The sequence below is a fragment of the Methylobacterium sp. A49B genome (assembly GCF_053346215.1).
This window is the reverse complement of the sequence record NZ_JBKFBO010000091.1, coordinates 18,434-41,839: the sequence shown is the minus strand read 5'-3', so window position 1 is coordinate 41,839 and position 23,406 is coordinate 18,434. Positions and strand designations below refer to the sequence as shown.

Sequence of the window (23,406 nt, the reverse complement as noted above, 5' to 3'; positions counted from 1 at the left end):
CTGCTCGAAACCTGACGAGTACGCTAGCAATCGTGGTGAAAACTTGTCACGCTAACGTGATCCGATACGATTCCTACATTCGTTCCAAAGTGGAACCGGAAAGTGCGCGCAGCCGCGATGAGCATTCCTGACAGGCCGGCGCCCGGCGGCGCGGCGATGCCCTCGATCGCCGTGGTCGACGACGAGGCGGCGACCCGCGAGATGGTGGGGGATTACCTGAAGCTGCACGGCTTCGCGGTGGTCCTGTGCGACGGCGGGCGGGCGTTGCGGGAGCAGCTCGCCCGGCAGAGCCCGGACCTGATCGTGCTCGATCTCAACATGCCGGAGGAGGACGGGCTCTCGATCGTGCGCGACCTCAAGGCCCGCACGGCCATCCCGATCATCATGCTCACCGCCACGGCGAGCGCGATCGATCGGGTGGTCGGGCTGGAACTCGGCGCCGACGATTACCTGCCCAAGCCCTGCGAATTGCGGGAGCTGGTCGCCCGGGTGCGGTCGGTGCTGCGCCGGGCACAGGCGCCCATCGCCGCCACGCCGGCGGCTCCCGGCAGGGACGAGGCGCGCCGGATCCGGTTCGGGACCAAGTGGCTGGAACTCGACGCGCTGCGCCTGAGCGACGACGCCGGCCTCGAACAGGCGCTGACCCGCTCGGAATTCGACCTGCTGAAGGCGTTCGCCGACAACCCGCGCCGCGCCCTGTCCCGCGAGCGTCTGCTCGACCTCGCCGATGCCCGCGACCCGGACGCGTTCGACCGCGCCATCGACGTCCGGATCAATCGCATCCGGAAGAAGATCGAGCCGGATCCCGGTAATCCGCGCTACATCCGCACGGTCCGGGGCCTCGGATACATATTCCGGCCCGAGGGAGATTGATGTTCGGCGGGCAATTGTTGCGTCCTGGCGTGCGGACGCAACATTCCGGCCCTCAGATCGGCCGGGACGCAATCATGGCGGCACGGATCGACCCTATGAGCGTGGCAGGATCGGGGGCCGAGGGGCCCCGGAGGACAGGCCATGCGACTGAGCGTGCGACATCTGATCGGAACCTCGTCGGCCGCGGCGGCCGGCACGCTCTGCGTCCTGGCCCTCGTCGGCCTGGGTGCCCCGGGCGGGGTGACGCCGGTGACGGCCGGCGGCGCACCGGCCGCTGGGGCACCGCTTCGTGACGGCGCTCCCTGCGCCGGGACGGCTTGGCCGTATCCGCCAGGCGCCTGCGCGCGCGCCGGCGCGGCGGATGCGCCCGAGTCCCGCCGCGTGCGGCTCATCGCGGTCGAAGCCGCGCCCCGCCCGCGGTAAGGAAGGCGTACCGCCATGCCGCACTTCAGCGACGATCCCGGGGCCGACGAAGATCCCGCCTTCCTGCTCCAGTTGCGCCGCATGCTACACGGCCGTGATCCCGCGCCGCGGCGCCTGCCGACCCGGGCGGAGCGGTTCGGCGTGCCGACGCCGCACGGCGTGCCGACGCCGCACGGCGTGCCGACGCCGCACGGCGTGCCGACGCCGCACGATGGCGCGCGTGAGCCGCAGGATGCGGTGCTGGTCGGCTCTGACCCGCAACCGGCCCGGTCCAGGCGCGGCTGAGACCGCGCGTGGTGGATGGCTTCGACGCCGTCTTTGCGAGCGCAGCGAAGCAATCCAGCAGCGCCGCACCGACGGGACGCGCGCGGCCCTGGGTCACCGCGCTGCGCGCGTGATGACGGAGCGGGCGGCATCGACCGAAGTCCTCGAACGGAGACCGGATGATCCGGCCACCGAGCCGCCGGGATCCGCCGGAACGCCGCCCGATTGCACCGCGCTCCGGCACGGCTTTAAGTTGCCGCCGGACCCCTATGTCGGGACGCGGATGCGGGTTGGACCCAAGATCGCCCTGGTCGGAGGCGTGCCGATCCTCGCCGCCGGCGCGATCGCCATGGCCGGCTGGCTGCTCCTGGCCCAGGAGGAGCGCGCCCGCCGGGGAGCCGTGCTGGTCGCCGACGTGTACCACGACATCGCCACCGCGCGCCTGGTCCGTGACCAGTACGCCGCCGCCGACGCGCAGGACCGGCCCGCCTATGCCGAGCGCTTCGCGAGCCTGACGGCGCGGGCGGAAGCCGGCCTCGGCCGGCTGGCGGGCTTCGCCCGCATCGACGCGCAGCGCGCGCGCATCGCCTCGGTGGAGGAGGCCCTGGCCCGCTACCGGGGCCAGATGGAGACCTTCGTCCGCCGCACCCAGGAGAACGACGGCCTGATCCGCGAGATGACGCAGCGGGCCGACACCCTGATCGACCTCACCGATCGGGCGCGGCTGCGCCAGCAGGCTTCGAACGCCGACCTCGCCCGCTCGCTGGCCGAGAAGGTCGAGGCGCTTCGGGTCGCCCGCGGCCTCGTCGCCCACCTCAACACCCTGCGGGCCCGGACCGCCGAGAGCGCGGTGATCGCCGCGCAAGGCTCCGGCCAGAGCACGAACCCGGCCGGACCGGCGGCCTCGGACGCCGAGGCCCAGCGCGCGCAGGGCCGCTTCCGCGCCGCCAGCCGCGACCTGTCGGCGGCGCTGCGGGACGACGGCCGGGCGGCCGAGGCCGAGGCGCTCGACGCGCTCACCGCCGAGTCGATCCCGGATCGCGACGGAAAGCTCGACGGCTGGATCGAGCGCAACCTGAAGATCGAGACCTCCGGCCAGGAGAGCCTGCACGACGAGGTGGCGCAGCTGCTCGCCTATTCCGTGGAGGCCAACGAGATCGAGCAGGCCACGCAGAACGTCGCCATCGGCACCCTCAAGCTCGGGCCGCGGACCGCCGGCGCCCTGCTGCACCGCGACGACGCTCTCGCCGAGCGCATGCGCGACGCGGGCGAGCGCCTCGCCCGGCGCGCCAACGCCCTGCCGATCTCGCCGCTGATCCAGGCCGAGATGGTCCAGGCGCTCGACGGCTGGCGGGCGCGCCTGACCACGACCATCGGGGGCCTGCGGCAGCAGAACGCCATGATCGTCGCCATGGACGGGCTCGCCGCCACGATGATCGGCAGCGCCAAGGCCCTCAACGACGCCTTCGTGGAGGATGCCGACCGGTTCGGCATCTTCATCCAGCGGATCCTGCTCGCCGGCGCGGCCGGGCTGCTGCTGTTCGGCGCCCTGGTGGTGATCTTCGTCGCCCGCTCGATCCTGGTGCCCTTGCGCGCCCTCCAGGGCGACATGGTCATGCTGACCGGCAACCCGGCGGGGGCGGCCGTGCGGGGTACCGGGCGCCGGGACGAACTCGGCGACATCGCCCGCGCCACCGCGGTCTTCGTCTCCGAGATCACGCGCCGGGAAGGGGCGCTGCGCCGGGCCAAGGATCAGGCCGACGTCGCCCTGGTCGAGCTGCGCCGGACCCAGGACAACCTCGTCCGAGCCGAGAAGCTCGCCTCCCTCGGGCAGCTCGTGGCCGGGGTCGCCCACGAGATCAACACGCCGCTCGGCATCGCGCTCACCACCGGGACGCTCATGAGCGACGAGGCGCGGACCTTCCGGACAAACCTCGCCGCCGGCACGCTGTCGCGCTCCCGGCTCAACCACTTCGTCGACCGCGTGGAGGAGGGTGCCACCCTGCTCTGCACGAACCTCACCCGGGCGGCCGACCTCGTCCAGGGCTTCAAGCAGGTCGCGGTGGACCGGGTCAGCGACGAGACCCGCAGCGTCGAACTCGCGACCTGGCTCGACGACCTGCTCGCGAGCCTGCGGCCGATGCTGCGCAAGGGCGGCCATACGGTGGAGCGCGCCTGTCCGGCGGACCTCGTCATCGACACCAATCCCGGCGTGCTGGCGCAGATCGTGACCAACCTGATCGCCAACGCGGTCGTGCACGGGTTTCGCGCGGGCCAGGTGGGCCGGATCACCGTGGCGGTGTCGGAACGGGAGGACGGCCTCGTGCGGATGGAGGTCCGCGACACCGGCCAGGGAATCCCGCCAGAGCACCTCGACCGGATCTTCGATCCGTTCTTCACGACGGCGCGCAGCGCCGGCAGCACGGGGCTCGGCATGCACATCGTCCACAACCTCGTGACCGCCAAGCTCGGCGGCCGGATCGCCCTCGCGAGCGAACTCGGCCAGGGCACCGTCGTGCAGATCGACTTTCCCATCCGCCGCGCGGGACCGGCGTCCCGGCCGCTCCCCACCGCGCTGGGGACGCCGTGAGCCCGGCCGCAGCATACCGGGCCGGGCTCCTCGCCCTGGCGGCCGGCCTGCTCCCCGGCCCGCTCCTCGGCCCCGCCCCGGCGGCGGCCCGCACCTTCGTGTTCTGCTCGGAGGGCAGCCCGGAAAGCCTCGATCCCGCCCGCGCCACGACCACCACCACGATGAACGCGGCGTGGCAGGTCTACAACACGCTGGTGGAGTTCGCGCCCGGCACCACGACGATCCGCCCGGGACTCGCCGAATCCTGGACGGTCTCGGAGGACGGCCGGACCTACGTCTTCGCCCTGCGGGATGGCGTCCGCTTCCACGCCAACGCGCGCTTCACGCCGACCCGCCCCCTGAACGCCGAGGACGTGGTGTTCTCCTTCAGCCGGCAGCGGCGCTCCGGATCCGACGGCGCCGCGCAGGGCTTCACCTACTTCCACGACCTCGGCCTCGCCGACCTGATCGAGGCTATCGACGCCCCGGATCCGCGCCATGTCCGCTTCCGGCTGCGCGAGGCCGACACCACCTTCCTCGCCAACATCGCGCAGGCCTTCGGGGCCATCCTGTCGGCTGAGTACGCGGCCGCCCTCGCGGCCGCCGACGCCTCGGACGACCTCGCCCGGGCGCCGGTCGGAACGGGCCCGTTCGTCTTCGAGGGCTACCGGCCGGACCAGGTCCTGCGCTACCGCGCCTTCCCGGATTACTGGCGCCGCGCGGCGGACGACGGCGAACCGGGCGAGCGTCCCGACGGTCTCGTCTTCGCGATCACGCCGAACGCGGCGGTCCGGCTGACCAAGCTGCGGGCCGGGGAGTGCCACGCCATGGCGTTCCCGGCGACCGGCGACCTCGACGCGATCCGGGCGGAGCCGGGCCTGACGCTGCTGGCGCTGGCCGAGCTGAACGTCGCCTACCTCGCCCTCAACACGACTCGCGCGCCCTTCGACGACGTGCGGGTGCGGCGCGCGGTCAACCTCGCGATCGACCGGCAAGCGATCGTGGCGGGCGTCTACGGCGATGCCGGCCTCCTCGCGCAGGGGCCGCTGCCGCCGGGGATCTGGGCCCACGATCCGAACCTGCCGGACACGCCCTTCGATCGCGCCGAAGCCTTGCGCCTGCTCACAGAGGCGGGACTCGCAGGGGGCTTCGATGTCGATCTGTGGTATCCGCCGGTCAGCCGGCCCTACAACCCGAACGGAAAGCGCGTCGCCGACATGATCCAGGCCGACCTCGCGCAGGTCGGCATCCGCGCGCGCTTGGTCACCCGCCCCTGGAACGCGTACCGCGCCGCGCTCTACGGCGGCGAGCCGAGCCTGATGCTCTACGGCTGGACGAGCGACAACGGCGATCCGGACAACTTCCTGAACGTCCTGCTCGGCTGCAAGGCCGCCCAGACGGGTGGGGCCAACCTCGCCCGCTGGTGCGACCCGGCCTACGACCGGCTGGTCGAGGCCGCCCGCCGCACCGGCGACCGGGACACGCGTCAGGCCCTGTACCGCCAGGCCCAGGCGATCGTCCGGCAGGCGATGCCCTGGGTCCCGCTGGCGCACACCAAGGTCCACTTGGCGATCCGCAGCGACGTGCGCGGCCTGACGATGGATCCCCTCGGCCGCCACCTGTTCGAGACGGTGCGGTTCCAAGGCCCGCGATGACGGCAACGCCGTCCTTGCGAGCGGAGCGAAGCAATCCAGGGCGGCGCCACAAAGGCCGATGTCGCGCGACCCTGGGTCCCTTCGCTTCGCTCGTGATGACGGCCCGACCCGTCGCGCTCACTTCTTGGTCCGCTGCTGGAAGACCCGCAGCACTTGGTTGCCCCGCGCCACGGCGTCGTCGAGGGCCTTCTGCGGGGATTTCACGCCGTTGAGGGCCGCCTCCAGCTCCTCGGCCCAGAGGTCGCGGATCTGCAGCATGTTGCCCAGGCGCAGGCCGCCGGTGTTGCGCGTCGGCGGGCGGCGGGTCAGCTCCTGCACGGCGACGTGGAGCTGCGGGTGCCGCTCGAAGAAGCCCTCCGCCACCGCGTCGTCGTAGGCGCCGCGCGTGGTCGGGATGTAGCCGGTGTTCCGGTACATCGTTGCCTGCTGCCGCCCGTCCATCAGGAAGGCCAGGAACCGGGCGACGCCGCGGTACTCGTCCGGCGTCTTGCCCTGCATCACGTAGAGCGAGCCGCCGCCCAGGATCGCGTTCTGCGGCTCCGGCACGATGTCGGGGTAGAAGGGCATCGGCGCGACCGTCCAGTCGAAACGGGCCGCGGCGGCGACCTTGCCGTAGAGGCTCGACGAGGTGAGGAAGATCGCGCAGTCGCCCGACACGAACCGGCTCTCCCCGCGATTGACCCTGTCGTTGTACGCGAACACGCCCGCGCGCTTCAGGTCGACCAGGTTCTGCAGGTGGCGGACCTGGAGCGGACCGTTGAACACCAGTTCGGCGTCGTAGCCGTCCAGGCCGTTGGAGCGGGTGGCGAGCGGCCGGTCGTGCCAGGCGGAGAGCTGCTCGAGATGCACCCAGGTCGGCCAAGCGGAGGAGAGCGCGCAGCGCGCCGGGTCGGTCGCCTTGAGCCGCCGCGCGGCGTCGAACACCTCCGGCCAGGTCGTGGGCAGGCGCTTAACGTCGAGGCCCGCCTGCCGGAACCGGTCCCGGTTGATCCACATCACCGTCGAGGAGACGTTGAACGGCAGGGACAGCATCCCGCCCTCGGGGGCCAGGTAGTTGGTGGCCACGACCGGCAGGAAATCCTCGGGCGTCACGGGAAGCCCCGCCTCCCGCATCACGGTGGCGACGGGCCTGACGGCGCCGATCGCCGCCGCCATGGTGCCGTTGCCGACCTCGAAGACCTGCAGCAGGTGCGGCGCCGCGCCGGTGCGGTAGGCCGTGATGCCGCTGCTGATCGTCTCGGCGTAGGAACCCTTGTAGACCGGGACCACCCGGTACTCGGGCTGCGCCGCGTTGAAGGTCTCGGCGAGGCGGGTCACCAGCTCGCCGTTGGGCCCGTCGAGGGCGTGCCAGAACTGCAGCTCGGTCACGGCGGCGGCCGGCAGCGGGCGCAGCGCGAGGAGCAGGGCGGCGATCAGCAGCCCCAGGCGGACGAGGCCGCCGCGCGATACCGTCAACGTCGCCCCGCTCATGCCAGCCGCTCCGGAAGCCACAGCCGCAGCACCGTGCCGGCGCCCGTGCTGCTCTGGAGCTCGACCCGCCCCTGGAGGCGGTTCACCACGAGGTTGTGGACGATGTGCAGGCCCAGGCCCGTTCCCCCGCGGGCGCGGGCCGTGGTGAAGAACGGGTCGAACACGCGGCCGAGATCGGCGCTGTCGACGCCGCGCCCGTCATCGGCGATCGACAAACTGATCCCGTCCCCGGTCCGGGTCCCCGTGATGGTGATGCGCCCCCCCTCCCGGTCCGGGAAGCCGTGCTCGATCGCGTTCTTGACGGCGTTCGACACGACCTGCGCCAGGATGCCCGGCAGCGTGTCGATGACGATGTCCTTCGGGCACTCGACCACGAAGACGTGCCGGCCCGGCCGCGCCAGGGCCCGCAGGCTCTTCAGGAGCTCGTCGATCCAGTCCGCGAGGTTCAGCGCCCGGCGATCCTCGATCGCCTGGTCGGCCGCCACCTGCTTGAAGCTGTAGAGGAGGTCGGCCGCCCGCATCAGGTTGCTGGTCAGGAGCTGCGCGCCCTCCTGCATGCGTCCGGCATACTGGGTCAGCCGCGAGCGGGAGAGCTGGTTCTCCCCCACCATGCGCTCGAACGCCACCGAGTCGGACTGGACCTGCGTGGCCGTGGTCAGCGCGATGCCGAGCGGCGTGCTGATCTCGTGCGAGACGCCGGCGACGAGCTGGCCCAGCGAGGCGAGCCGCTCAGCCCGGATCAGGTCCTCCTGCGCTTGCCGCAGGGTGACCAGGGCGTCGTCGGCCCGCTGCGAGGCGTTGCGCCGGTCCGCTTCCCGGCGGCGGATCTGCTCCAGGAACGCGTTGGTCGCCCGGGCGATGTCGCCAAGTTCGTCCCTCCGGGTGAGCAGGTGGTCGTCCCGGCCGATATCCTCGGGCGTGGGGGCGCCGGCGGCGGCGACGATGCTGTGCTGCAGGGCGTGCAGCGGCCGGGTGATCGAGCGCGCCACTGCGGCGGCGGCCCCGATCCCGAGGCACAGCGCCCCGACCGCCCCGACGATCAGGAGCTGCCGGATGACGCTGCCGAACTGGTCGGCATCGTCGATGAAGGCCCGGCTCAGCGTCTGGGCGTTGGCGCTCATGGTGGCGGCGCGCCGGTCCATGTCGGCGATGGTCTCGTTCTGCTCGCCGATCCGGTCGATCGTGGCGGCGAGCTGCGTGCGCCAGCCGTCGATCGCCGCCGCCATCTCGTCGCGGATGCTCACCGGGATGAGCAGCGTCCGGGAGGTGCCGGACAGACCCGCGCCCGCCTCCAGCACCCGCGATGCCTCGCCGGTGTCACGGCGCGCGAGCGCCGCATCCGTCCGCCGGGCGAGCCGTAGGGCCGTCAGGGCGATGTCCTGGGCGGAGAGTTCGGCCTCGTTCGAGAGGACCGAGTGGCGGATGAGGAGCGCGACCTCCTCGTAGAGCCGGTTCTGGCGCGCGACGTTGACCTGGACGAGCTGGTCGCACCACTCGACCAGGACGCGGCCCGCCTGGGTGGCGCGGGTCAGCTCGAACCCCTCGGAGAGCACGCGGTTGAGGTCGTCCTCGGTCCGGCTCCGGTCGCGGTAGGCCTTCAGCAGCTCCGTCGCCCTGTCGGCCGCCCCGGCCTCGCCGTCGACGCGCAGAACCCGGCGCAGTCTTTCGCCCACCGCATCGAGCTGCCGCAGGTCGGCGGCGAGTTCATCGAACTCGATCGGGAAGACGGGCCGGCCGATGCGCGCCCGGTTCAGCTCCGCGGTGCTGATCCCCTCGCGCAGCTCCCGCAGGGCGGTGACGACACCCTGGTTCCGCTCCAGCTCGGCGTCCTTGACGGCCAGCACGGCGATCAGCTGGGCGTTGTCCTGCTGCTGGCGCCGTCGCGCGACGTCGGTGAGGGCCACCAGGGCGTCCGCCCGCTGGGCCATGTCGGCGATCGTCGCGTTCGCGCTCCGCTCCGAGAGGAGGAGGGCGCGCATCCGCGTCACCTGCGAGGTCAGGTCGCCCGTCACGGTCGCCACGAGAGCGGATTGGCCGCTCGTCCGTGCCAGCCCTTCAAGCCGGTCGAGCTGCGCCGCAGCGGTGGCGGCCCGCTCGTCGAACCGGCGTTCGGCCTCGTCCCGCCGCTCGGAGCTGCCGCTGAGGGCATCCGTCCGCGCCCGGTTCATCGCCGTCAGCGTCTGCGCCGTTTCCGTCGCCACCACGGCGCCGGCCCGGGCACGCTCGGCCTCGTGGAGCAGGATCCAGGCGCCCACCGCGATCGCGGCGGCGACCAGGATCGGGATCGCGCCCACCACAAGGACGCGGCGCGCGATGCCGGACCTACCGAACCCGCGCGTCATCGCATCCCGCACCCTGTCCCGCGCCCCGCCAAAGCTGCGGCCTCCGAACCCGTCGCCGACCTCGCGACGACACATTCGGCTATTGTGACATCCGCGCGATGACTTCCCGAGAGCGCCGAAGCAACACGGGACGCAATATTCCCGCATCACGAAACCCGTAGACACCGCCTCGCACAACGGTCCTCGAAGGCCGGAAGAGGGGAAACACCATGCTCGACGTCATCGCTCGCCTGCTGCTCTCGGCCGGCATCCTGGTCGGCACCACCTACCTGCCGATGCTCTCGCAGGCCGTCACCGCCCGGCCGGCCGACGCCCGGGCCTCTGCCGTGACACCGCCCGCCTGCCCGGCGAAGGCCGCCGCGTCCGGCGCCCGCGCCCTGGCCTGCCTGGGCTGAGCGGCCATGGACGCGCTCCCCCTGGTCCTGCTCGTGGGCACGAATGTCCTGCTCGCCATCGTGCTCCCGCTCGTCGTCTGACCGCGCGACGGTCACGACCCGCGACGTGTCCGAAGAGGCTCCCCGGGCCGGCGAATCCTAGGCCGTGGCGACAACCGGCAGTTGCTCGGGCGCACGGCCTCGGTTAGCCGGAACCTCCGGCCGGCCCGCGCCGCGCTCCGAACCACGCTCCGCCTCCGGCCGCTCATGCCCGAGACTTCACGCCGCGACAGGGACCGACGCCGCGTCGCGGCCCTCGCCGTGGCGATCCTGATCGGCTGCGGTGGGCCGCCTCCGGGCTGGGCCCTGGAGCAGCCGGACAGCCCGCGTCCCGGGCGTCCGACCCGGCCGATCCCGCCTGAACTGGCCGCTGCCCTCTCGGCCTATCGAACCTATGTCGTCGCCCAGGCCGACGCCTTCGTGCGCGAGACCGCGCGCTTCGTCGCGGCGATCCAGGCGGGGCAGCTCGCCGAGGCCCGCCGGCTCTACGCCCCGGCCCGCGCGCCCTACGAGCGCATCGAGCCGGTGGCGGCCCTGTTCCCCGACCTGATCAAGCGCCTCGACGTGCGCAGCGACGAGTTCGAACTGCGCGAGCGCGATCCCGCCTTCGTGGGCTTCCACCGCCTCGAGATGGTGCTCTTCACCCGAGGCACCACGGAAGGGCTGGGCGAGGTCGCGGAGCGCCTCGCCGCCGAGACCGTGACCCTGCGCGACCGCATCGCGGCCCTCGCCGTCCCGCCCGCCAAGGCGGTCGGGGCGGCCTCCGCCCTGATCGAGGGCATCGCCGCCACCAAGATCAGCGGCGAGGAGGAGCGCTACAGCCGCACCGACCTGTGGGACTTCCAGGCCAACATCGAGGGCTCGAAGGTGGTGTTCACGCTCCTGCGCCCGCTGCTGCCGGACCTGGATTTCGTGGCCCGGGTCGAGCGCAGCTACAAGCGGGTCGAGGACCTGCTCGGCCGCTACCGCAGCCCGGATGGCGGCTTCCAGAGTTACGACAACCTCACGGCCCGGGACCGCAACGCCCTCAAGGGGCCGATCACCCTGCTGGCCGAAGATCTGTCGACGTTGCGCGGCAGGCTCGGTTTGGACTGATCAAATTGCCAAGGCGCCGTCCTGTGGTCTTTATTCGAGGCAACAAGCGGCCGAATCTCCAGAATTCATCGAGCGATGATGCGTCTCCCGTCCCCGGTCTCCACGCGCCGCAGCTTCCTCGGTGGCCTCGGCGCGGCCGCGCTCCTCAGACCCGCCCGGGCCGAGGACGCGACGCCGACCACCGCCACCGAGGGGACGCTCGTCGCCCAGCCCTTCTACGGGATCCATCAGGCTGGGATCGTGACGCCGCAGCCGGCCGCCGCCCTCTCCATCGCCTTCGACGTCCTGGCCGAGCGCCGCGGCGAGCTGCCCCATCTGTTCCGGACGCTCACCGAGCGCCTCGCCTTCCTGACCCGGGGCGGCGCCGTGCCCGACGTCCATCCGCAACTGCCGCCGCGCAATTCCGGCATCCTCGGGCCGACGGTCCTGCCCGACAACCTCACCGCCACGGTCTCGGTCGGCGCGAGCCTGTTCGACTACCGGTTCGGCTTGGCGCGCGCCCGCCCGCGCCATCTCGGGCCGATGGAGCGCTTCGCCAACGACGCCCTCGACCCGGCCCAGTGCCACGGCGACCTGCTGATCCAGTTCTGCTCGAACACCGCCGAGACCAACATCCATGCCCTGCGCGACGTCCTCAAGGCGACGCCCGGCCTCCTCGCGCCGCGCTGGAAGATCGAGGGTTTCCTGCCGCCCCACGTGGTGAAGACCATGGGGGCCGACACCGTGCGCAACATGCTGGGCTTCAAGGACGGCACCGCCAACCTCGACGTGCGCGACCCCCGGCTGATGGACCGCTACGTCTGGGTCGGGCCGGAGCAGGGCGAGCCGGCCTGGGCCGTCGGGGGAAGCTACCAGGTGGTGCGGATCATCCGCACCCTCGTCGAGCGGTGGGACCGCACGCCGCTGGGCGAGCAGGAGGCGATCATCGGCCGGCACAAGGGCAGCGGTGCGCCGCTGCGCCAGGGCCACGAGCGCGACGTCCCCGACTATGCCGGCGATCCGGACGGCGAGGCCATCTCGCTCGCCGCCCATATCCGCCTCGCCAACCCGCGCTTGCCCGGCACGGAGGGCAGCCTGATTCTGCGCCGCAGCTACAACTACTCGCGCGGGCTGACCGCGGCCGGGCAGCTCGACATGGGCCTGCTGTTCGTCTGCTACCAGGCCGACCTCACCGCCGGTTTCATCACGGTGCAGAACCGCCTCTCCGGCGAGGGCCTGGAGGAGTACATCCGCCCGATCGGCGGCGGCTACTTCTTCGCCCTGCCGGGCATCGCGGGGCCGGAGGGCTTTTTGGGGGAGGGGCTGCTGGCCGCGGTGTAGGCCGCCCCGCCGCGTCGCGGCTTCCCGCACCGTCTTTGCGAGCGCAGCGAAGCAATCCAGGGCAGCGGGACATCCGTGCGCGTGGCGCCGGCTGGATTGCTTCGCTGCGCCCGCAAAGACGGCGGCCGGAGCTGCTGACCGGCCATCCCGGCAGGCCGCGGATCGACCAGCCCTGTCACCGCGCGCCAACCCTCAAGGACCCCCGCACCCGCGGCCTTGCGCGATCCGGACCCCGGCGCCTACAAGTTTGCCAACTCAGCTCGGCACGGACCGGGCGGCAACGGGACGGGGCAGCCTAAGCCCCTGCTCCGCATGGAGGAAACCGCGTGACAATCGCCCGATACGGCGCAGCCCTGGCGCTGCTCTGGGGACTGGGTTCGGCAGCGCCCGCACTGGCGGACGAGTGTCCCAATCGCGGCCAGCTCGACGACGCCTACTGCGACGCCAACAAGGATCTCGTCGCCGACGTGCCGGCCAAGACCCGCGACCCGAGCGTCATCGTGTTCGCCTACACGCCGGTCGAGGATCCCGCGGTCTACGAGAATTCCTTCAAGCCGTTCACCACCTACCTGTCGCAGTGCACGGGCAAGCGGGTCATCTACTATCCCGTCCAGTCGAACTCGGCCGAGATCGAGGCGATGCGCTCCGGAAGGCTCACGGTGGCGGGCTTCTCGACGGGCCCGCTCGGCTTCGCCGTCAACATGGCCGGCGCGGTCCCGTTCGCCGCCAAGGGCACCGAGAAGGGCGCGGAGGGCTACAACCTCATCGTCGTGGTGAAGGCGAACAGCCCGTACAAGACGCTCGCCGACCTCAAGGGCAAGCGCGTGGCCCACACCGCGCCCTCGTCGAATTCCGGCAACCTCGCCCCCAAAGCGCTGTTCCCCGAGCAGGGCCTGAAGCCGGGCGAGGACTACAAGCTCATCTATTCCGGCGGCCACGACAAATCGGCGCTCGGCGTCGGCACCGGCGACTACGATGCGGCGCCGGTCGCCTCCGACGTGTTCTACCGGATGGTCGCCCGCGGCGCGATCAAGGGCGACGACTATCGGGTGATCTACACGAGCGAGAAGTTCCCGACCTCGGGCTTCGCCTACGCCCACGATCTCAAGCCGGAACTCGCCGAGAAGCTGAAGCAGTGCTTCTACGACTTCCGCTTCCCGCCCGACATGGTGAAGGATTTCGAGGGCGACGACCGCTTCGCGCCGATCACCTACCTCAAGGACTGGGCGATCGTCCGCAAGGTCGCGGAGGAATCGGGCACGCCCTACAACAAGGCCGCCTACGAGCGGGAGGCCGCCCGCGAGGCCGAGGCGGCGCGCAAGAAGGCGGAAGGCGCGGGCCAGAAGTGATGGCGGGCTCCGCGCTCCGCGAGACTGTCCAACCTGCTGCAGGCGTCCAGGCGGATGATCCGCGCGCCCTGGTGATCCGCGGGCTCGTCAAGGAGTACCGGGCCGGCCAGCCGGTCCTGAAGGGCATCGACCTCGTGGTGCCGGGCACCGGCCTCACCGCGATCATCGGGCCGTCCGGGACCGGCAAGAGCACCCTGATCCGCTGCATCAACCGCCTCGTGCAGCCGACCTCGGGAGAAATCCTGTTCCGCGGCGAGGATCTCGCTCAGCTCTCCGGCCGGTCCCTGCGGCGGGCGCGGCGGCGGATCGGGATGGTGTTCCAGGAATACAACCTCGTCGAGCGCCTCACCGTGATGGAGAACCTGCTCTGCGGGCGGCTCGGCTACGTGCCGGCCTGGCGGGCGTGGCTGCGGCGCTTTCCCGAGGCCGACATCGCCCGCGCCTTCGACCTCCTCGACGCGGTCGGCCTCTCGGGCTTCGCCACGCGGCGGGCCGACGCCCTCTCGGGTGGCCAGCGCCAGCGCGTCGGCATCGCCCGGGCGATCATGCAGGAACCCGAGATCGTGCTCGCCGACGAGCCGACCTCGTCCCTCGACCCGAAGAGCTCCGTGGAGATCATGGAGATCCTGTCCAGGCTCGCGGCCGAGCGCGGCGTGCCGGTGGTCGTCAACATCCACAACGTGGCGCTGGCCCAGCGCTTCGCCGCGCGCATCGTCGGCATGTCGGGCGGGCACGTGGTCTACGACGGCCCGCCGGGCGACCTGAGCGAGCGCGACCTGCGCGGCATCTACGGCGGCGAGAACTGGCTCGAATGAGCGCGACCGCCGGACCCACCCCCTCGCAGGCCGCCCGCGGCGCCGCCTTCCGTCCGAACTGGACGGCGCGGATCGGCTGGGCGCTTCTCACCGTCTACGCGATCTACGCCGCCACCCAGCTCGGCTTCGTGCCCGAGCGCTTCGCCAGCGGCCTCGCCCACGGGCAGCAGTTCCTGGCCCGGATGTTCCCGCCGAACTTCTCGCGCTGGGAGCTGATCCAGTCCGGCATCGTCGAGAGCCTGCAGATCGCCGTGATCGCCACGGTGATCGGCATCGCGGTCGCCCTGCCGATCGGCTTCCTGGCGGCCCGCAACCTGATGCCGCCTTGGGTGACGTGGCCGATGCGGGGGCTCATCGCCCTGTGCCGCTCGTTCCACCCGATCATCGTGGCGATCCTGTTCGTGAAGGCGATCGGCTTCGGGGCGCTGGCGGGCGTGATGGCGCTGATCGTCGCCTCGGTGGGCTTCATCGCCAAGCTGTTCGCCGAGGCGATCGAGGAGATCTCCCTGAAGCAGGTCGAGGCGGTGCGGGCGACCGGGGCGGGCTTCCTGTCGACCCTGATCATGGGCGTGCAGCCGCAGGTGCTGCCGCGCTTCATCGGCTTTGCCACCTACCAGCTCGATTCCAACCTCCGGAACTCCACCATGGTGGGGATCGTCGGCGGCGGTGGCATCGGCGCGACGCTGTTCACCGCCTACCAACGCTTCGACTACGACGTCGTGCTGGCGATCCTGATCGTCATCGTGACGCTGATCATGGTGGCCGAGATCGTGTCGGGCTGGGCCCGCAAGGTGTTCCAGTGAGCGCCGGCGCCTCGGTCGCCGCCTCTGCCACCCAGGCCCCGCGCCGCTGGCAGCGCTTCTCCCTGGGCAAGCGCCTCGCCCGGTTCGCCTTCACGCTGGTGGCGGCCGTCGCCTTCGTGACGAGCCTGCGCACGATCGAGGTGATCCCGGAATTCCTCTACGACGCCCCCGACCAGCTCGCCGACCTGTTCGGCCGGATGTGGCCGATGGATCCCGGCTACGTCGCCCCGACCCTGCGGGCCCTGGTGGAGACGCTGCACATCGCGACGCTGGGTACCCTGATCGCCATCGGCATCGCGGTCCCGATCGGGCTGCTGGCGGCGCGGAACGTGACGTCGAGCCTGCCCCTGAACCTGCTGGCGAAGTTCGTCTTCGTGACCTCCCGCTCGGTGAACTCCCTGGTCTGGGCGCTGCTGTTCGTGGCGGTGTTCGGCCCCGGCCCACTCGCCGGCACGCTGGCGATCGCGCTGCGCTCGGTCGGCTTCACCGGCAAGCTCTTCGCTGAGGCGCTGGAGGAGGCGAACCGCGGCTCCATCGAGGCGCTGCAGGCCGCCGGCGCCGGGCGGCTCTCGACCCTGCTGCTCGGCTACTGGCCGCAGGTGAAGCCGGCCTTCTGGTCGATCGCGCTGTTCCGCTGGGACATCAACATCCGGGAATCCGCCGTGCTCGGCCTGGTCGGCGCGGGCGGAATCGGCGTCGCGCTCGATACCGCGCTGAACCTGCTCTACTGGGATCAGGTGGCGGTGGTGCTGGCGGCGATCTTCGGCGTCGTGATCCTGGCGGAGATCGTGGTCACGCAGCTGCGGTCGCGTACGCTCTGATCGGGCCGAGGCGGGGTCAGGGTCTGCGCGTGTCGTTCGCGTCTGTCCGGCCCTTCAGGCGGCCAGCGCGCGCTTCACCGTGGCACGCAGATCCGCCAGGGAGAACGGCTTCGTCAGCACATCGGTGACGATGGCATCGAGCCCGCGGGCCCGCTCGCGCTGGTCGGCGAAGCCGGTCATCAGCAGGATGGTCAGGTCCGGGAAGTCGCGCTTGGCGGCGAGCGCCAGGGCGATGCCGTCCATGAGCGGCATGCGGATGTCGGTGAGCATGAGGTCGAAGCCGCCATCGGCCTCGTTGAGGCGGTCGAGCCCGTCGCTGCCGTCGTTGGCGGTGACGACCGCGTGGCCGTCAATCTCGAGCCCCCGCTTCAGGAAGCCCCGGACAGTTTCTTCGTCATCCACCAGGAGGATGCGCGCCATGGGGTCCCGTAAACGTCCTCGATTGTGCGAGTGCCCGCCGAGGCGGCCAGGCTCTTGGTAAACGACAGACATAGACGGACCCGTCGCCTGTCAAGATGTCACACCTCGAAACCACGGCTGCATCGGGACCGGGGGCGAAAATGCCGCGCTGCACGGCGCTTCTATCACGGATCGAACAGGTCCGGATCGCCGCTGCCGTAGTCCACGACGCCCACGAAGGGCAGTTGGCGGAAGGCGTGGGCCGCATCCATCCCGTAGCCGACGACGAAGACGTCGGGGCAGATGAAGCCGACGAAGTCCGCGTCGATCGTCACGGCGCGCTTGCCGGGCTTCTCCAGAAGCACGGCGGTCAGCACCCGCCGGGCGCCCCGCGCCATCAGCAGGTCCTTGGCGAAAACGACGGTCCGCCCGGATTCCAGGATGTCGTCCACGAGCAGGACGTCCCGGCCGCGCACCTCGCTCTGCACGTCGCGCAGGATCTCCACCTGCCCGGTGGAAACCGTCCCGGTGCGATAGCTCGACAGGTGCACGAACTCGACCTGCGGCGACAGCCCGACCCGGTGCAGCGCCCGGAGCAGGTCGGCGGCGAACATGAAGCTGCCCTTGAGCACCGCGACGACCAAGAGGTTCTCCGGCCGCGCGGCCAGGATCTCCTGGGCCAACTCGTCGTTGCGCTTGGCGATGGCCGCCTCGTCGAACAGGGTTCGGACGCGCCGTTCAGGGATGCTCATCTCACGTGTCCCGGGAGCCCGGCCGCGGACGGAAGACGCCGCCGCGATCGGCGACGGTCTTAGCGTTCCTGACGCGCGGGGGAAACAGCGGATCGGCATGGCCGGCAGAGCCGCGTCACGGGCGCGTCAGGGATGGATGGAGCTACGGATGGAGTTCGGCGTCTCCGGACGGTCTCAGGCCGTGGCCGACCGCCGGAACGGCCGCAGCATCCGCACCAGCCGTCCCTTGGGCGGGGTGGATACCGACCTCCGCGCCGGGACGGTCACGTCCAGCGCGGCTTCCGCGACCGGGTCGTGCCTCTCGTCCTCCGGCTCGCAGTGCCGAACCTCGTCCAGGACATCAACCACGATGCGGGGAATGGGATGCTGATGTTCTTCGAGCAGGAGCGAGGCGGTCCAGAGGCGGCTGGCATTCGCCAGGGGGAGCGTCCCGCGTGTCAGGCGCTCCATCAGCATCCGGTCGGCCAGCGTGGCAGCCAAGGCGCTGACGGTCTGGAGCTGATTGTGATGGGTCGTGCTGTTCATAGCAATTTCAGTTCATGCGCGTAATCGAACTCAGGCTTGCCGAAGGTGAGCAGCCAAATTTGGCGATTGTATAGCATTCGTTCGGGCGAGATACCGGCCTCGTCATCTGAATCCTGACAGGAACTGGTTCGCGGATGCGCGCGACCGGCTGCTCGGGCGGACCATCTCCGGTCCTCCGCGGTGTGGGCTTCCTCCGCCACAGGCGGGCGAGGAGAGACTCATCCTCCGAGCCGGCCTGTCGGACCGGGCCCGGGTTCCGAACACGAAAAAAGGGGTCGGCGATCCGCCAACCCCTTGCGCTATCGAGCGAAATCGATGGTACCACCGCCCCGGCTCGAACGGGGGACCCCCAGATCCACAATCTGGTTAGGGAGCAAAACAATCCCTAACATTCAGGTGGTTCTGGGTCGGTCAACGGCTTTGCCAGACCTAGCAAAAACTGCCATTGTGATGCTTCGTTAATAACGCGGGGTAACAGGGCGTAACGCCCGGTTTCTGTTACCCCTGGTTACCCCGGAGGATCACCAGAGTGGCAGCGCGAGTCCTGACCGTGCAAGCCATAGAACGCCTGAAGCCGGACGCCGCGCGTCGGCTGGAAATCCCGGACGCGACGCTGCCGGGCCTGTACTTCATCATCCAGCCGTCCGGCGCGAAAAGCTGGGCGGTCCGGTACCGTCATGGCGGCCGAACTAGGAAGCTTACCCTCGGCGCTTATCCGGCTCTCGATCTCGCCAAGGCGCGAACCGAGGGGAGGGCGGCTCTTCAGTTGGTGTCGCTAGGGCAGGATCCGGTCGCCGAGCGCAAGGTCGCCGTGCCCTTGCCGGCGCGTGACCTGATCGGCTCGGTGATCGACAGCTTCATTGAGCGGCACGTGAGGCCTCGCAACCGGCCCCGCACCGCCGAGGAGACGATCCGGATCCTGCGGACCAAGGTGCTGCCGGTCTGGGACGGCCGGAAGATCCAAGACATCGGCCGCCGCGACGTGATCGAGCTGCTCGACGGGATCGTGGATGCCGGTACGCCCGTCGCGGCGAACCGAACGCTGGCGGCGCTATCCAAGCTGTTCAACTGGGCTACCGATCGCGATGTCATCGACGCGAACCCGTGCGTGCGGATAAAGGCGCCGGCCGCAGAGACGAGCCGCGATCGAGTCCTGAGCGACGACGAACTGCGCTTGCTCTGGCGAGCTTGCGCGGCAATCGGCTGGCCGTTCGGTCCGTTCGTGCAGATCCTGTTGCTGACGGCTCAGCGCCGCGACGAGGTCGCGAAGATGCGGCGAATTGAGCTGCGAGAGGGCAGCACGCTGTGGACCATACCGGCCGAGCGGGCGAAGAACGGTCAGGCTCACGACGTGCCGTTGAGCGCTGCGGTGCAGGACGTCTTAGGTTCGCTACCGAGGGTGGCTGGGCAAGCCGGGTACCTCATCAGCACCACCGGCAACAGTGGCGTCTCGGGTTACGCTAAGGCGAAGGCGCGCCTTGATGCCGCGATGCTGGCGCTTGCACGCACGGATGCTGCAGTGGCGGGGGACGACCCAGAGAGCATCGTTCTCGAGCCCTGGCGGCTGCACGATCTGCGCCGGACGGCTTCCACAGGTATGGGCCGCCTGAAGATTGATCCGCATGTAATCGAGGCCGTGCTGAACCATCGGTCCGGCGTCATCCAAGGCGTGGCGGCTGTCTACAACCGCTACCAGTACCTCGACGAGAAGCGGGCGGCGTTGGAGGCATGGGCCGCGCACGTCGAAGCGATCGTCGGCAAGGAGGGGCGGTGAGCGACAAGCCTGACATGAAGGCGCTGGCGGAGCAGGTGCGAGCGTTCGCTCAGACACCACGCATGCAGGAACTGAAACGGCAGGTTGAGGCGCTTCGGCAGTCGCCACCAGAGCATATTCGCAAGCTGAGAGACGATCTGAAAGAATTTAGCGCTCGACAACGCATGCAATTGGGGCCGCGCGGTCAGTCTGGGGTTGAACCTCAGCCTTCAGGAAAACGGGGGCGCGGAAGGCCAAAAGGCGCACACTACTCGAACGATGCGGCTATCATTGCTCAGATAAGGAGTGAATTGCTTAGGACCGGCGAACTCGATGTGGAGCCAGTTGCGCTTCGCTTCGTCCGCCAAGCTGGCGGCGGCGGCACGCCTAAGAGCAAAGCTCGACGACTTACCAGAAGGTACATGAAGCAATACGGCCGTCCCAGGGAGCAGTAATCCCTGAATTTCGCTCCCTACAGGCTGATTATTACTCCCTAGAAATCGATTTTAAATCCTTCGCAATCCGCGGCGACCGCGAGCATGTTTGCTTTGTGGCGCGAGAGTTTGCGCGCGTTTGGAGGTGTGAAGATGAGCGAACGACAGAAGCTCTACTACACCGCGACCCAGGTCCGCCGCCGCTATGGCGGGATCAGTGAAATGGGTCTGTGGCGCTGGATCCACGACGGGAAGATCAACTTCCCGAAGCCGGACATGATCCCGAATGGCCGACGCCTCTGGGCCGAGGAGACCCTCGATCGCTTCGACGCGCGCCTCGCAGTGAAGGAGGCCGCATAGGCCATGCAAAAGAAAACCTGCGCTCAGCGCGGGCCGAGGCAGGTTTCCGAGAATGTCGTTTTGGCGATCGACACTCACGGAGATACTCCCGCCCCCGCCTTCCGGCAAGATCTCTATCTCGCCGCACGCTTCGGCCTGAGCCCGGCCGTCGCCAACGTCGTCGCCGAATTGGCGCTGACGACACCTGAACACTGGAGGCGCGCATGAGCGCCTCCTCCCTCAATCCCGACGACTACGCCTATGGCGACCCGGACAAGTACCGGGCCCATATCGCCGAGCTGATGGCGATGGTCGGCGTGCGCGCCAACATGGCCGCCGACTACGCTGCCCTGCGTGACGATGCTGGGCTCCGATACACCCTGAAATGCGCGGCGGCCGAATTCAGGGCCGCCCTCGGTTTGCTCGGCGATCTGGCAGAGCAGACCGAACGCGAGCGCCAGCGGCGGCAGCCCGCGCCCGCCTCCCACCGCCATTCGAATTCGGAGGTGCGCCCATGAGAGCGCAAGAATTTGCCGCCGAGTTGGATCGGAGCGGCTCGCTGGACGATCACCACCGCGGTGATCCCGGAAGACCTAACGGCGCCAACGGCACTATCGGCACAGGGGGTAGAGATGGTTGGCCGGAGCCCGATCTGAGCCTGCTCGGCACCGGCCGCCGCGCGCCGCCACCGTTCCCGCTGCATCTGCTCGGCCCGTGGGCCGGGTGGTGCGAGCGCAAGGCCAAGGGTGCGTCCGCGCCGGTCGACTACGTGGCGGTCGCTCTGCTCGCCAGCGTCGGAGCCACCATCGCCAACGTGCGCTGGCCGCAGGCAGGCACAGCGTGGTCTGAGCCGCCGGTCCTGTGGTGCGCCGAGGTCGGGCCCCCATCCTCGTCCAAGTCGCCGAGCATGGATGCCGCGTTCGCCTTGGTCCGGTTCGCAGAGGATCGGATGGCGGACGGCTTCGAGCAGGTCCAGCAGGAGCACGCCACTGCCAAGCAGGCTTGCGAGGCCCGGATCGAGGCGTGGAAGGTTGAGGTCAAAACCGCCGTGAAGAACGGTGACCCGCCGCCAGCCATGCCCGCCGATGCCCAGGAGCCGCCCGCACCGGTCCGGCCGCGGATCCGGGTGGCCGACGCCACCGTCGAGGCGCTGGGCGCGCTCGCCGCTGGCCTGCCGCGCGGACTCCTCTTGGTCCGTGACGAACTGGCCGGCTGGTTGGGTGCCTTCGACCGGTACGGTGGCGGCGGATCCGACCGGGCGTTCGCGATCGAGATGTATGGTGGGCGCGCCTACGTCGTGGACCGGATGAAGAACCCGGAGCCGCTGCGCATCCGGCATCTCAGCGTCGGCGTGCTCGGCGGCGTCCAGCCCGACAAGTTGGAGATGATCCTGAACGGGCCGGACGACGGGCTCGCCTCTCGACTCCTGTGGGCGTGGCCGGAGACCAAGCCTGAGTTCCACCTCGCCCGCGGCGCGCAGGACGACGGGCCGATGCAGCGCGCGTTCGCTCGGCTCACTGACCTGCTGCAGATCCATGACGAGTTCGGGCATCCTGAGCCGGTGATCGTGCCGCTCGCCCGCGAGGCGGAGGACCGGCTGGAGGCGTTCGCCAGGGACATCGTGGAGCGCTGCCACATGGCCAGCGGCCTGCTCGCCGGAACGCTCGGCAAGGCCCGCGGGCACTGCCTGCGCCTGTCCGCCGTTCTGGAGTACCTCTGGTGGTGCGGCGGCACCGAGGAGTCGGAGCCGAAGGTCATCTCGCCCGAGTCGGTGACGGCCGCGGCGGACCTGCTGAACGCCTACTTCCTGCCGATGGCCGAGCGGGTGTTCGGGGACGCCACGATCCCGGTGGCCGAACGGCGCGGGATGCTGTTGGCACAGCATCTCCGGCAGAACCGGATCGCCGAGTTCAACGCCCGCGAGGTTCGGCGGCAGATCGGCGGCATGCTGCGCGACGCAGCCGACATGGAGGCGGCCTGCAAGCAACTCGTGGAGGCTGGGCTGATCCGCCCGCGCTTCACCCGAGCCGGCGAGGTGAAGGGCCGGAAGTCGCAGGGCTACGAGGTTCACCCGGAGGTCGCCGTCACCCGCCCTTTTGCCGATAGCCCGGTTTCAGCGCGATCTTACCCCCCTGTGCCAATAGTGCCATTAGCGCCAATAGCTCCGAAATCCGACCTAACGGCACAAACGGCACAAACGGCACAGGGGGGTAAGATAAATTCGGACGGGCCTGAAATCGGGCGCCTGTTCGAGGAGATGATCCGCGATATCGGCTTGGAGGAGATGCTTCGGCTCGGCGAGATCGCCGGCTTCAAGGTCCGGCAGCGGTACGTTGAGATGAGCCCAGCCGAGCGCGCACTATTCCACAAGCACCATGGTGTCGGCGTGCTGGTCGGCGCCCGTCCGGAGTCGAGGCGGCGGGGCAAGCGCGCCGAGCCGGCGCCGTTCACTGAGGAGACCCGGCGCCGGCTGGTTGAGCACTACCGTAGCCTACAGCCCAACTCGTCCCGAACGATTGAGGAAACCGCGCTGCTGAAGCACAACGTCTTGGCGATCTGGACCCTGGATGGGATCCCGCTGGACTTCCTCGACGAGTTGCGGGCCGAGGCTTAGCCCAGCACCAGCCGGATCAGCAGCGCGGCGACCACCGAGCCCGCGAGTGCGATACTCAGCAGCATCGGGCTGCTCAGCTTGTCCGCGGTGTAGGTGTTCTCCTCCAATCGGCGGAGCAACTGGTTGGCAGAGGTATCGCTCGCCGTATTAGCTTTCATATCGTGATAGACAGGCCCGCTCATAGGGATCTCCTTCCCGCAGGAGGATCGACTCGCTCTGGCCGATGTCAGTGTTGGGCCGCTCCCGCCAGGTCAGGTGAGCGGCCGACACCCGGATATACCGCGTTCACTGCCGCACGGGATTGCGATGCAGAACATGCGCGGCGCCTTGTCATCGGCAATGCTGGAACTGGGCTAA

General features: G+C 70.0%; 23 protein-coding genes. 17 read left to right on the top strand and 6 right to left on the bottom strand.

Going from position 1 to position 23,406, the window contains the following annotated elements:
• Window positions 1–117: 117 nt before the first annotated feature.
• The 4 genes from ACLBX9_RS12990 to ACLBX9_RS12975 all read left to right on the top strand — a co-directional run bounded on the left by ACLBX9_RS12990 (window position 118) and on the right by ACLBX9_RS12975 (window position 5,784).
• A complete protein-coding gene (locus tag ACLBX9_RS12990) occupies window positions 118–873 on the top strand; it encodes a response regulator (protein ID WP_051072319.1) in 756 nt (251 codons plus the stop codon).
• A gap of 438 nt (window positions 874–1,311) precedes the next feature.
• A complete protein-coding gene (locus tag ACLBX9_RS12985; protein WP_447719221.1) occupies window positions 1,312–1,581 on the top strand; it encodes a hypothetical protein in 270 nt (89 codons plus the stop codon).
• Between the two features lie 262 nt (window positions 1,582–1,843).
• Window positions 1,844–4,150: an ATP-binding protein gene (locus ACLBX9_RS12980; protein WP_447719220.1), complete on the top strand. Its 2,307-nt coding sequence runs from the start codon at window positions 1,844–1,846 to the stop codon at window positions 4,148–4,150.
• Entirely contained in the window at window positions 4,147–5,784 is a 1,638-nt protein-coding gene (locus ACLBX9_RS12975) for an ABC transporter substrate-binding protein (RefSeq protein WP_010687332.1), read from the top strand. The genes ACLBX9_RS12980 and ACLBX9_RS12975 overlap by 4 nt, the downstream gene beginning before the upstream one ends.
• 117 nt (window positions 5,785–5,901) lie before the next feature.
• Here ACLBX9_RS12975 and ugpB read toward each other — a convergent pair whose 3' ends face one another.
• Both ugpB and ACLBX9_RS12965 read right to left on the bottom strand, forming a co-directional pair.
• Window positions 5,902–7,254 (bottom strand): sn-glycerol-3-phosphate ABC transporter substrate-binding protein UgpB, encoded by a 1,353-nt coding sequence (gene ugpB / locus ACLBX9_RS12970; protein ID WP_010687331.1) that lies wholly within the window; start codon window positions 7,252–7,254, stop codon window positions 5,902–5,904.
• Entirely contained in the window at window positions 7,251–9,596 is a 2,346-nt protein-coding gene (locus ACLBX9_RS12965; protein ID WP_447719219.1) for an ATP-binding protein, read from the bottom strand. The genes ugpB and ACLBX9_RS12965 overlap by 4 nt, the downstream gene beginning before the upstream one ends.
• 209 nt (window positions 9,597–9,805) lie before the next feature.
• Between ACLBX9_RS12965 and ACLBX9_RS12960 the strand changes: the two genes are divergently transcribed.
• The 7 genes from ACLBX9_RS12960 to phnE (ACLBX9_RS12930) all read left to right on the top strand — a co-directional run bounded on the left by ACLBX9_RS12960 (window position 9,806) and on the right by phnE (ACLBX9_RS12930) (window position 16,233).
• The gene (locus tag ACLBX9_RS12960) at window positions 9,806–9,991 is read left to right on the top strand and encodes a hypothetical protein (protein ID WP_010687329.1); all 186 of its coding nucleotides are present in this window, start codon (window positions 9,806–9,808) and stop codon (window positions 9,989–9,991) included.
• A 246-nt stretch (window positions 9,992–10,237) separates the two neighbouring features.
• Window positions 10,238–11,125 (top strand): iron uptake system protein EfeO, encoded by an 888-nt coding sequence (gene efeO / locus ACLBX9_RS12955; protein WP_010687328.1) that lies wholly within the window; start codon window positions 10,238–10,240, stop codon window positions 11,123–11,125.
• A gap of 75 nt (window positions 11,126–11,200) precedes the next feature.
• Complete coding sequence (gene efeB, locus ACLBX9_RS12950) at window positions 11,201–12,445, top strand: iron uptake transporter deferrochelatase/peroxidase subunit (protein WP_447719218.1); 1,245 nt, start codon at window positions 11,201–11,203, stop codon at window positions 12,443–12,445.
• Between the two features lie 326 nt (window positions 12,446–12,771).
• Entirely contained in the window at window positions 12,772–13,794 is a 1,023-nt protein-coding gene (phnD, locus tag ACLBX9_RS12945) for a phosphate/phosphite/phosphonate ABC transporter substrate-binding protein (protein WP_447719217.1), read from the top strand.
• Window positions 13,794–14,609: a phosphonate ABC transporter ATP-binding protein gene (phnC, locus tag ACLBX9_RS12940; RefSeq protein WP_447719216.1), complete on the top strand. Its 816-nt coding sequence runs from the start codon at window positions 13,794–13,796 to the stop codon at window positions 14,607–14,609. The genes phnD and phnC overlap by 1 nt, the downstream gene beginning before the upstream one ends.
• Window positions 14,606–15,412, top strand: coding sequence for a phosphonate ABC transporter, permease protein PhnE (phnE, locus tag ACLBX9_RS12935; RefSeq protein WP_447719215.1), 807 nt, complete (start codon window positions 14,606–14,608; stop codon window positions 15,410–15,412). The genes phnC and phnE (ACLBX9_RS12935) overlap by 4 nt, the downstream gene beginning before the upstream one ends.
• Window positions 15,409–16,233 (top strand): phosphonate ABC transporter, permease protein PhnE, encoded by an 825-nt coding sequence (phnE, locus tag ACLBX9_RS12930; protein WP_447719214.1) that lies wholly within the window; start codon window positions 15,409–15,411, stop codon window positions 16,231–16,233. Before phnE (ACLBX9_RS12935) ends, phnE (ACLBX9_RS12930) begins: the two co-directional genes overlap by 4 nt.
• A gap of 54 nt (window positions 16,234–16,287) precedes the next feature.
• On the opposite strand, the gene ACLBX9_RS12925 is transcribed toward phnE (ACLBX9_RS12930), so the two are convergent.
• From ACLBX9_RS12925 to ACLBX9_RS12915, 3 genes are all read right to left on the bottom strand, one after another.
• Window positions 16,288–16,653, bottom strand: coding sequence for a response regulator (locus ACLBX9_RS12925; protein ID WP_010687322.1), 366 nt, complete (start codon window positions 16,651–16,653; stop codon window positions 16,288–16,290).
• A gap of 164 nt (window positions 16,654–16,817) precedes the next feature.
• Window positions 16,818–17,384, bottom strand: a complete 567-nt coding sequence (gene hpt / locus ACLBX9_RS12920; protein ID WP_447719213.1) for a hypoxanthine phosphoribosyltransferase — start codon at window positions 17,382–17,384, stop codon at window positions 16,818–16,820.
• Window positions 17,385–17,558: 174 nt separating this feature from the next.
• On the bottom strand, window positions 17,559–17,909 hold the full coding sequence (locus tag ACLBX9_RS12915; RefSeq protein ID WP_447719212.1) for a hypothetical protein: 351 nt from the start codon (window positions 17,907–17,909) through the stop codon (window positions 17,559–17,561).
• Window positions 17,910–18,438: 529 nt separating this feature from the next.
• Between ACLBX9_RS12915 and ACLBX9_RS12910 the strand changes: the two genes are divergently transcribed.
• The 6 genes from ACLBX9_RS12910 (at window position 18,439) to ACLBX9_RS12885 (ending at window position 23,049) form a co-directional block, all read left to right on the top strand.
• A complete protein-coding gene (locus tag ACLBX9_RS12910; RefSeq protein ID WP_447719211.1) occupies window positions 18,439–19,683 on the top strand; it encodes a tyrosine-type recombinase/integrase in 1,245 nt (414 codons plus the stop codon).
• A complete protein-coding gene (locus ACLBX9_RS12905) occupies window positions 19,680–20,117 on the top strand; it encodes a hypothetical protein (RefSeq protein WP_447719210.1) in 438 nt (145 codons plus the stop codon). Before ACLBX9_RS12910 ends, ACLBX9_RS12905 begins: the two co-directional genes overlap by 4 nt.
• A 132-nt stretch (window positions 20,118–20,249) precedes the next feature.
• Window positions 20,250–20,456 carry a helix-turn-helix transcriptional regulator gene (locus ACLBX9_RS12900; RefSeq protein WP_447719209.1) on the top strand — a complete coding sequence of 69 codons (207 nt, stop codon included), beginning with the start codon at window positions 20,250–20,252 and terminating at the stop codon, window positions 20,454–20,456.
• Between the two features lie 3 nt (window positions 20,457–20,459).
• The gene (locus ACLBX9_RS12895) at window positions 20,460–20,663 is read left to right on the top strand and encodes a hypothetical protein (protein WP_447719208.1); all 204 of its coding nucleotides are present in this window, start codon (window positions 20,460–20,462) and stop codon (window positions 20,661–20,663) included.
• The gene (locus ACLBX9_RS12890) at window positions 20,660–20,953 is read left to right on the top strand and encodes a hypothetical protein (protein WP_447719207.1); all 294 of its coding nucleotides are present in this window, start codon (window positions 20,660–20,662) and stop codon (window positions 20,951–20,953) included. Before ACLBX9_RS12895 ends, ACLBX9_RS12890 begins: the two co-directional genes overlap by 4 nt.
• A complete protein-coding gene (locus ACLBX9_RS12885) occupies window positions 20,950–23,049 on the top strand; it encodes a DUF3987 domain-containing protein (protein WP_447719206.1) in 2,100 nt (699 codons plus the stop codon). The genes ACLBX9_RS12890 and ACLBX9_RS12885 overlap by 4 nt, the downstream gene beginning before the upstream one ends.
• Here the strand turns inward: ACLBX9_RS12885 and ACLBX9_RS12880 are convergent.
• Complete coding sequence (locus ACLBX9_RS12880; protein WP_447719205.1) at window positions 23,046–23,231, bottom strand: hypothetical protein; 186 nt, start codon at window positions 23,229–23,231, stop codon at window positions 23,046–23,048. The two genes, ACLBX9_RS12885 and ACLBX9_RS12880, sit on opposite strands and share 4 nt — an antisense overlap.
• Window positions 23,232–23,406: the final 175 nt, after the last annotated feature.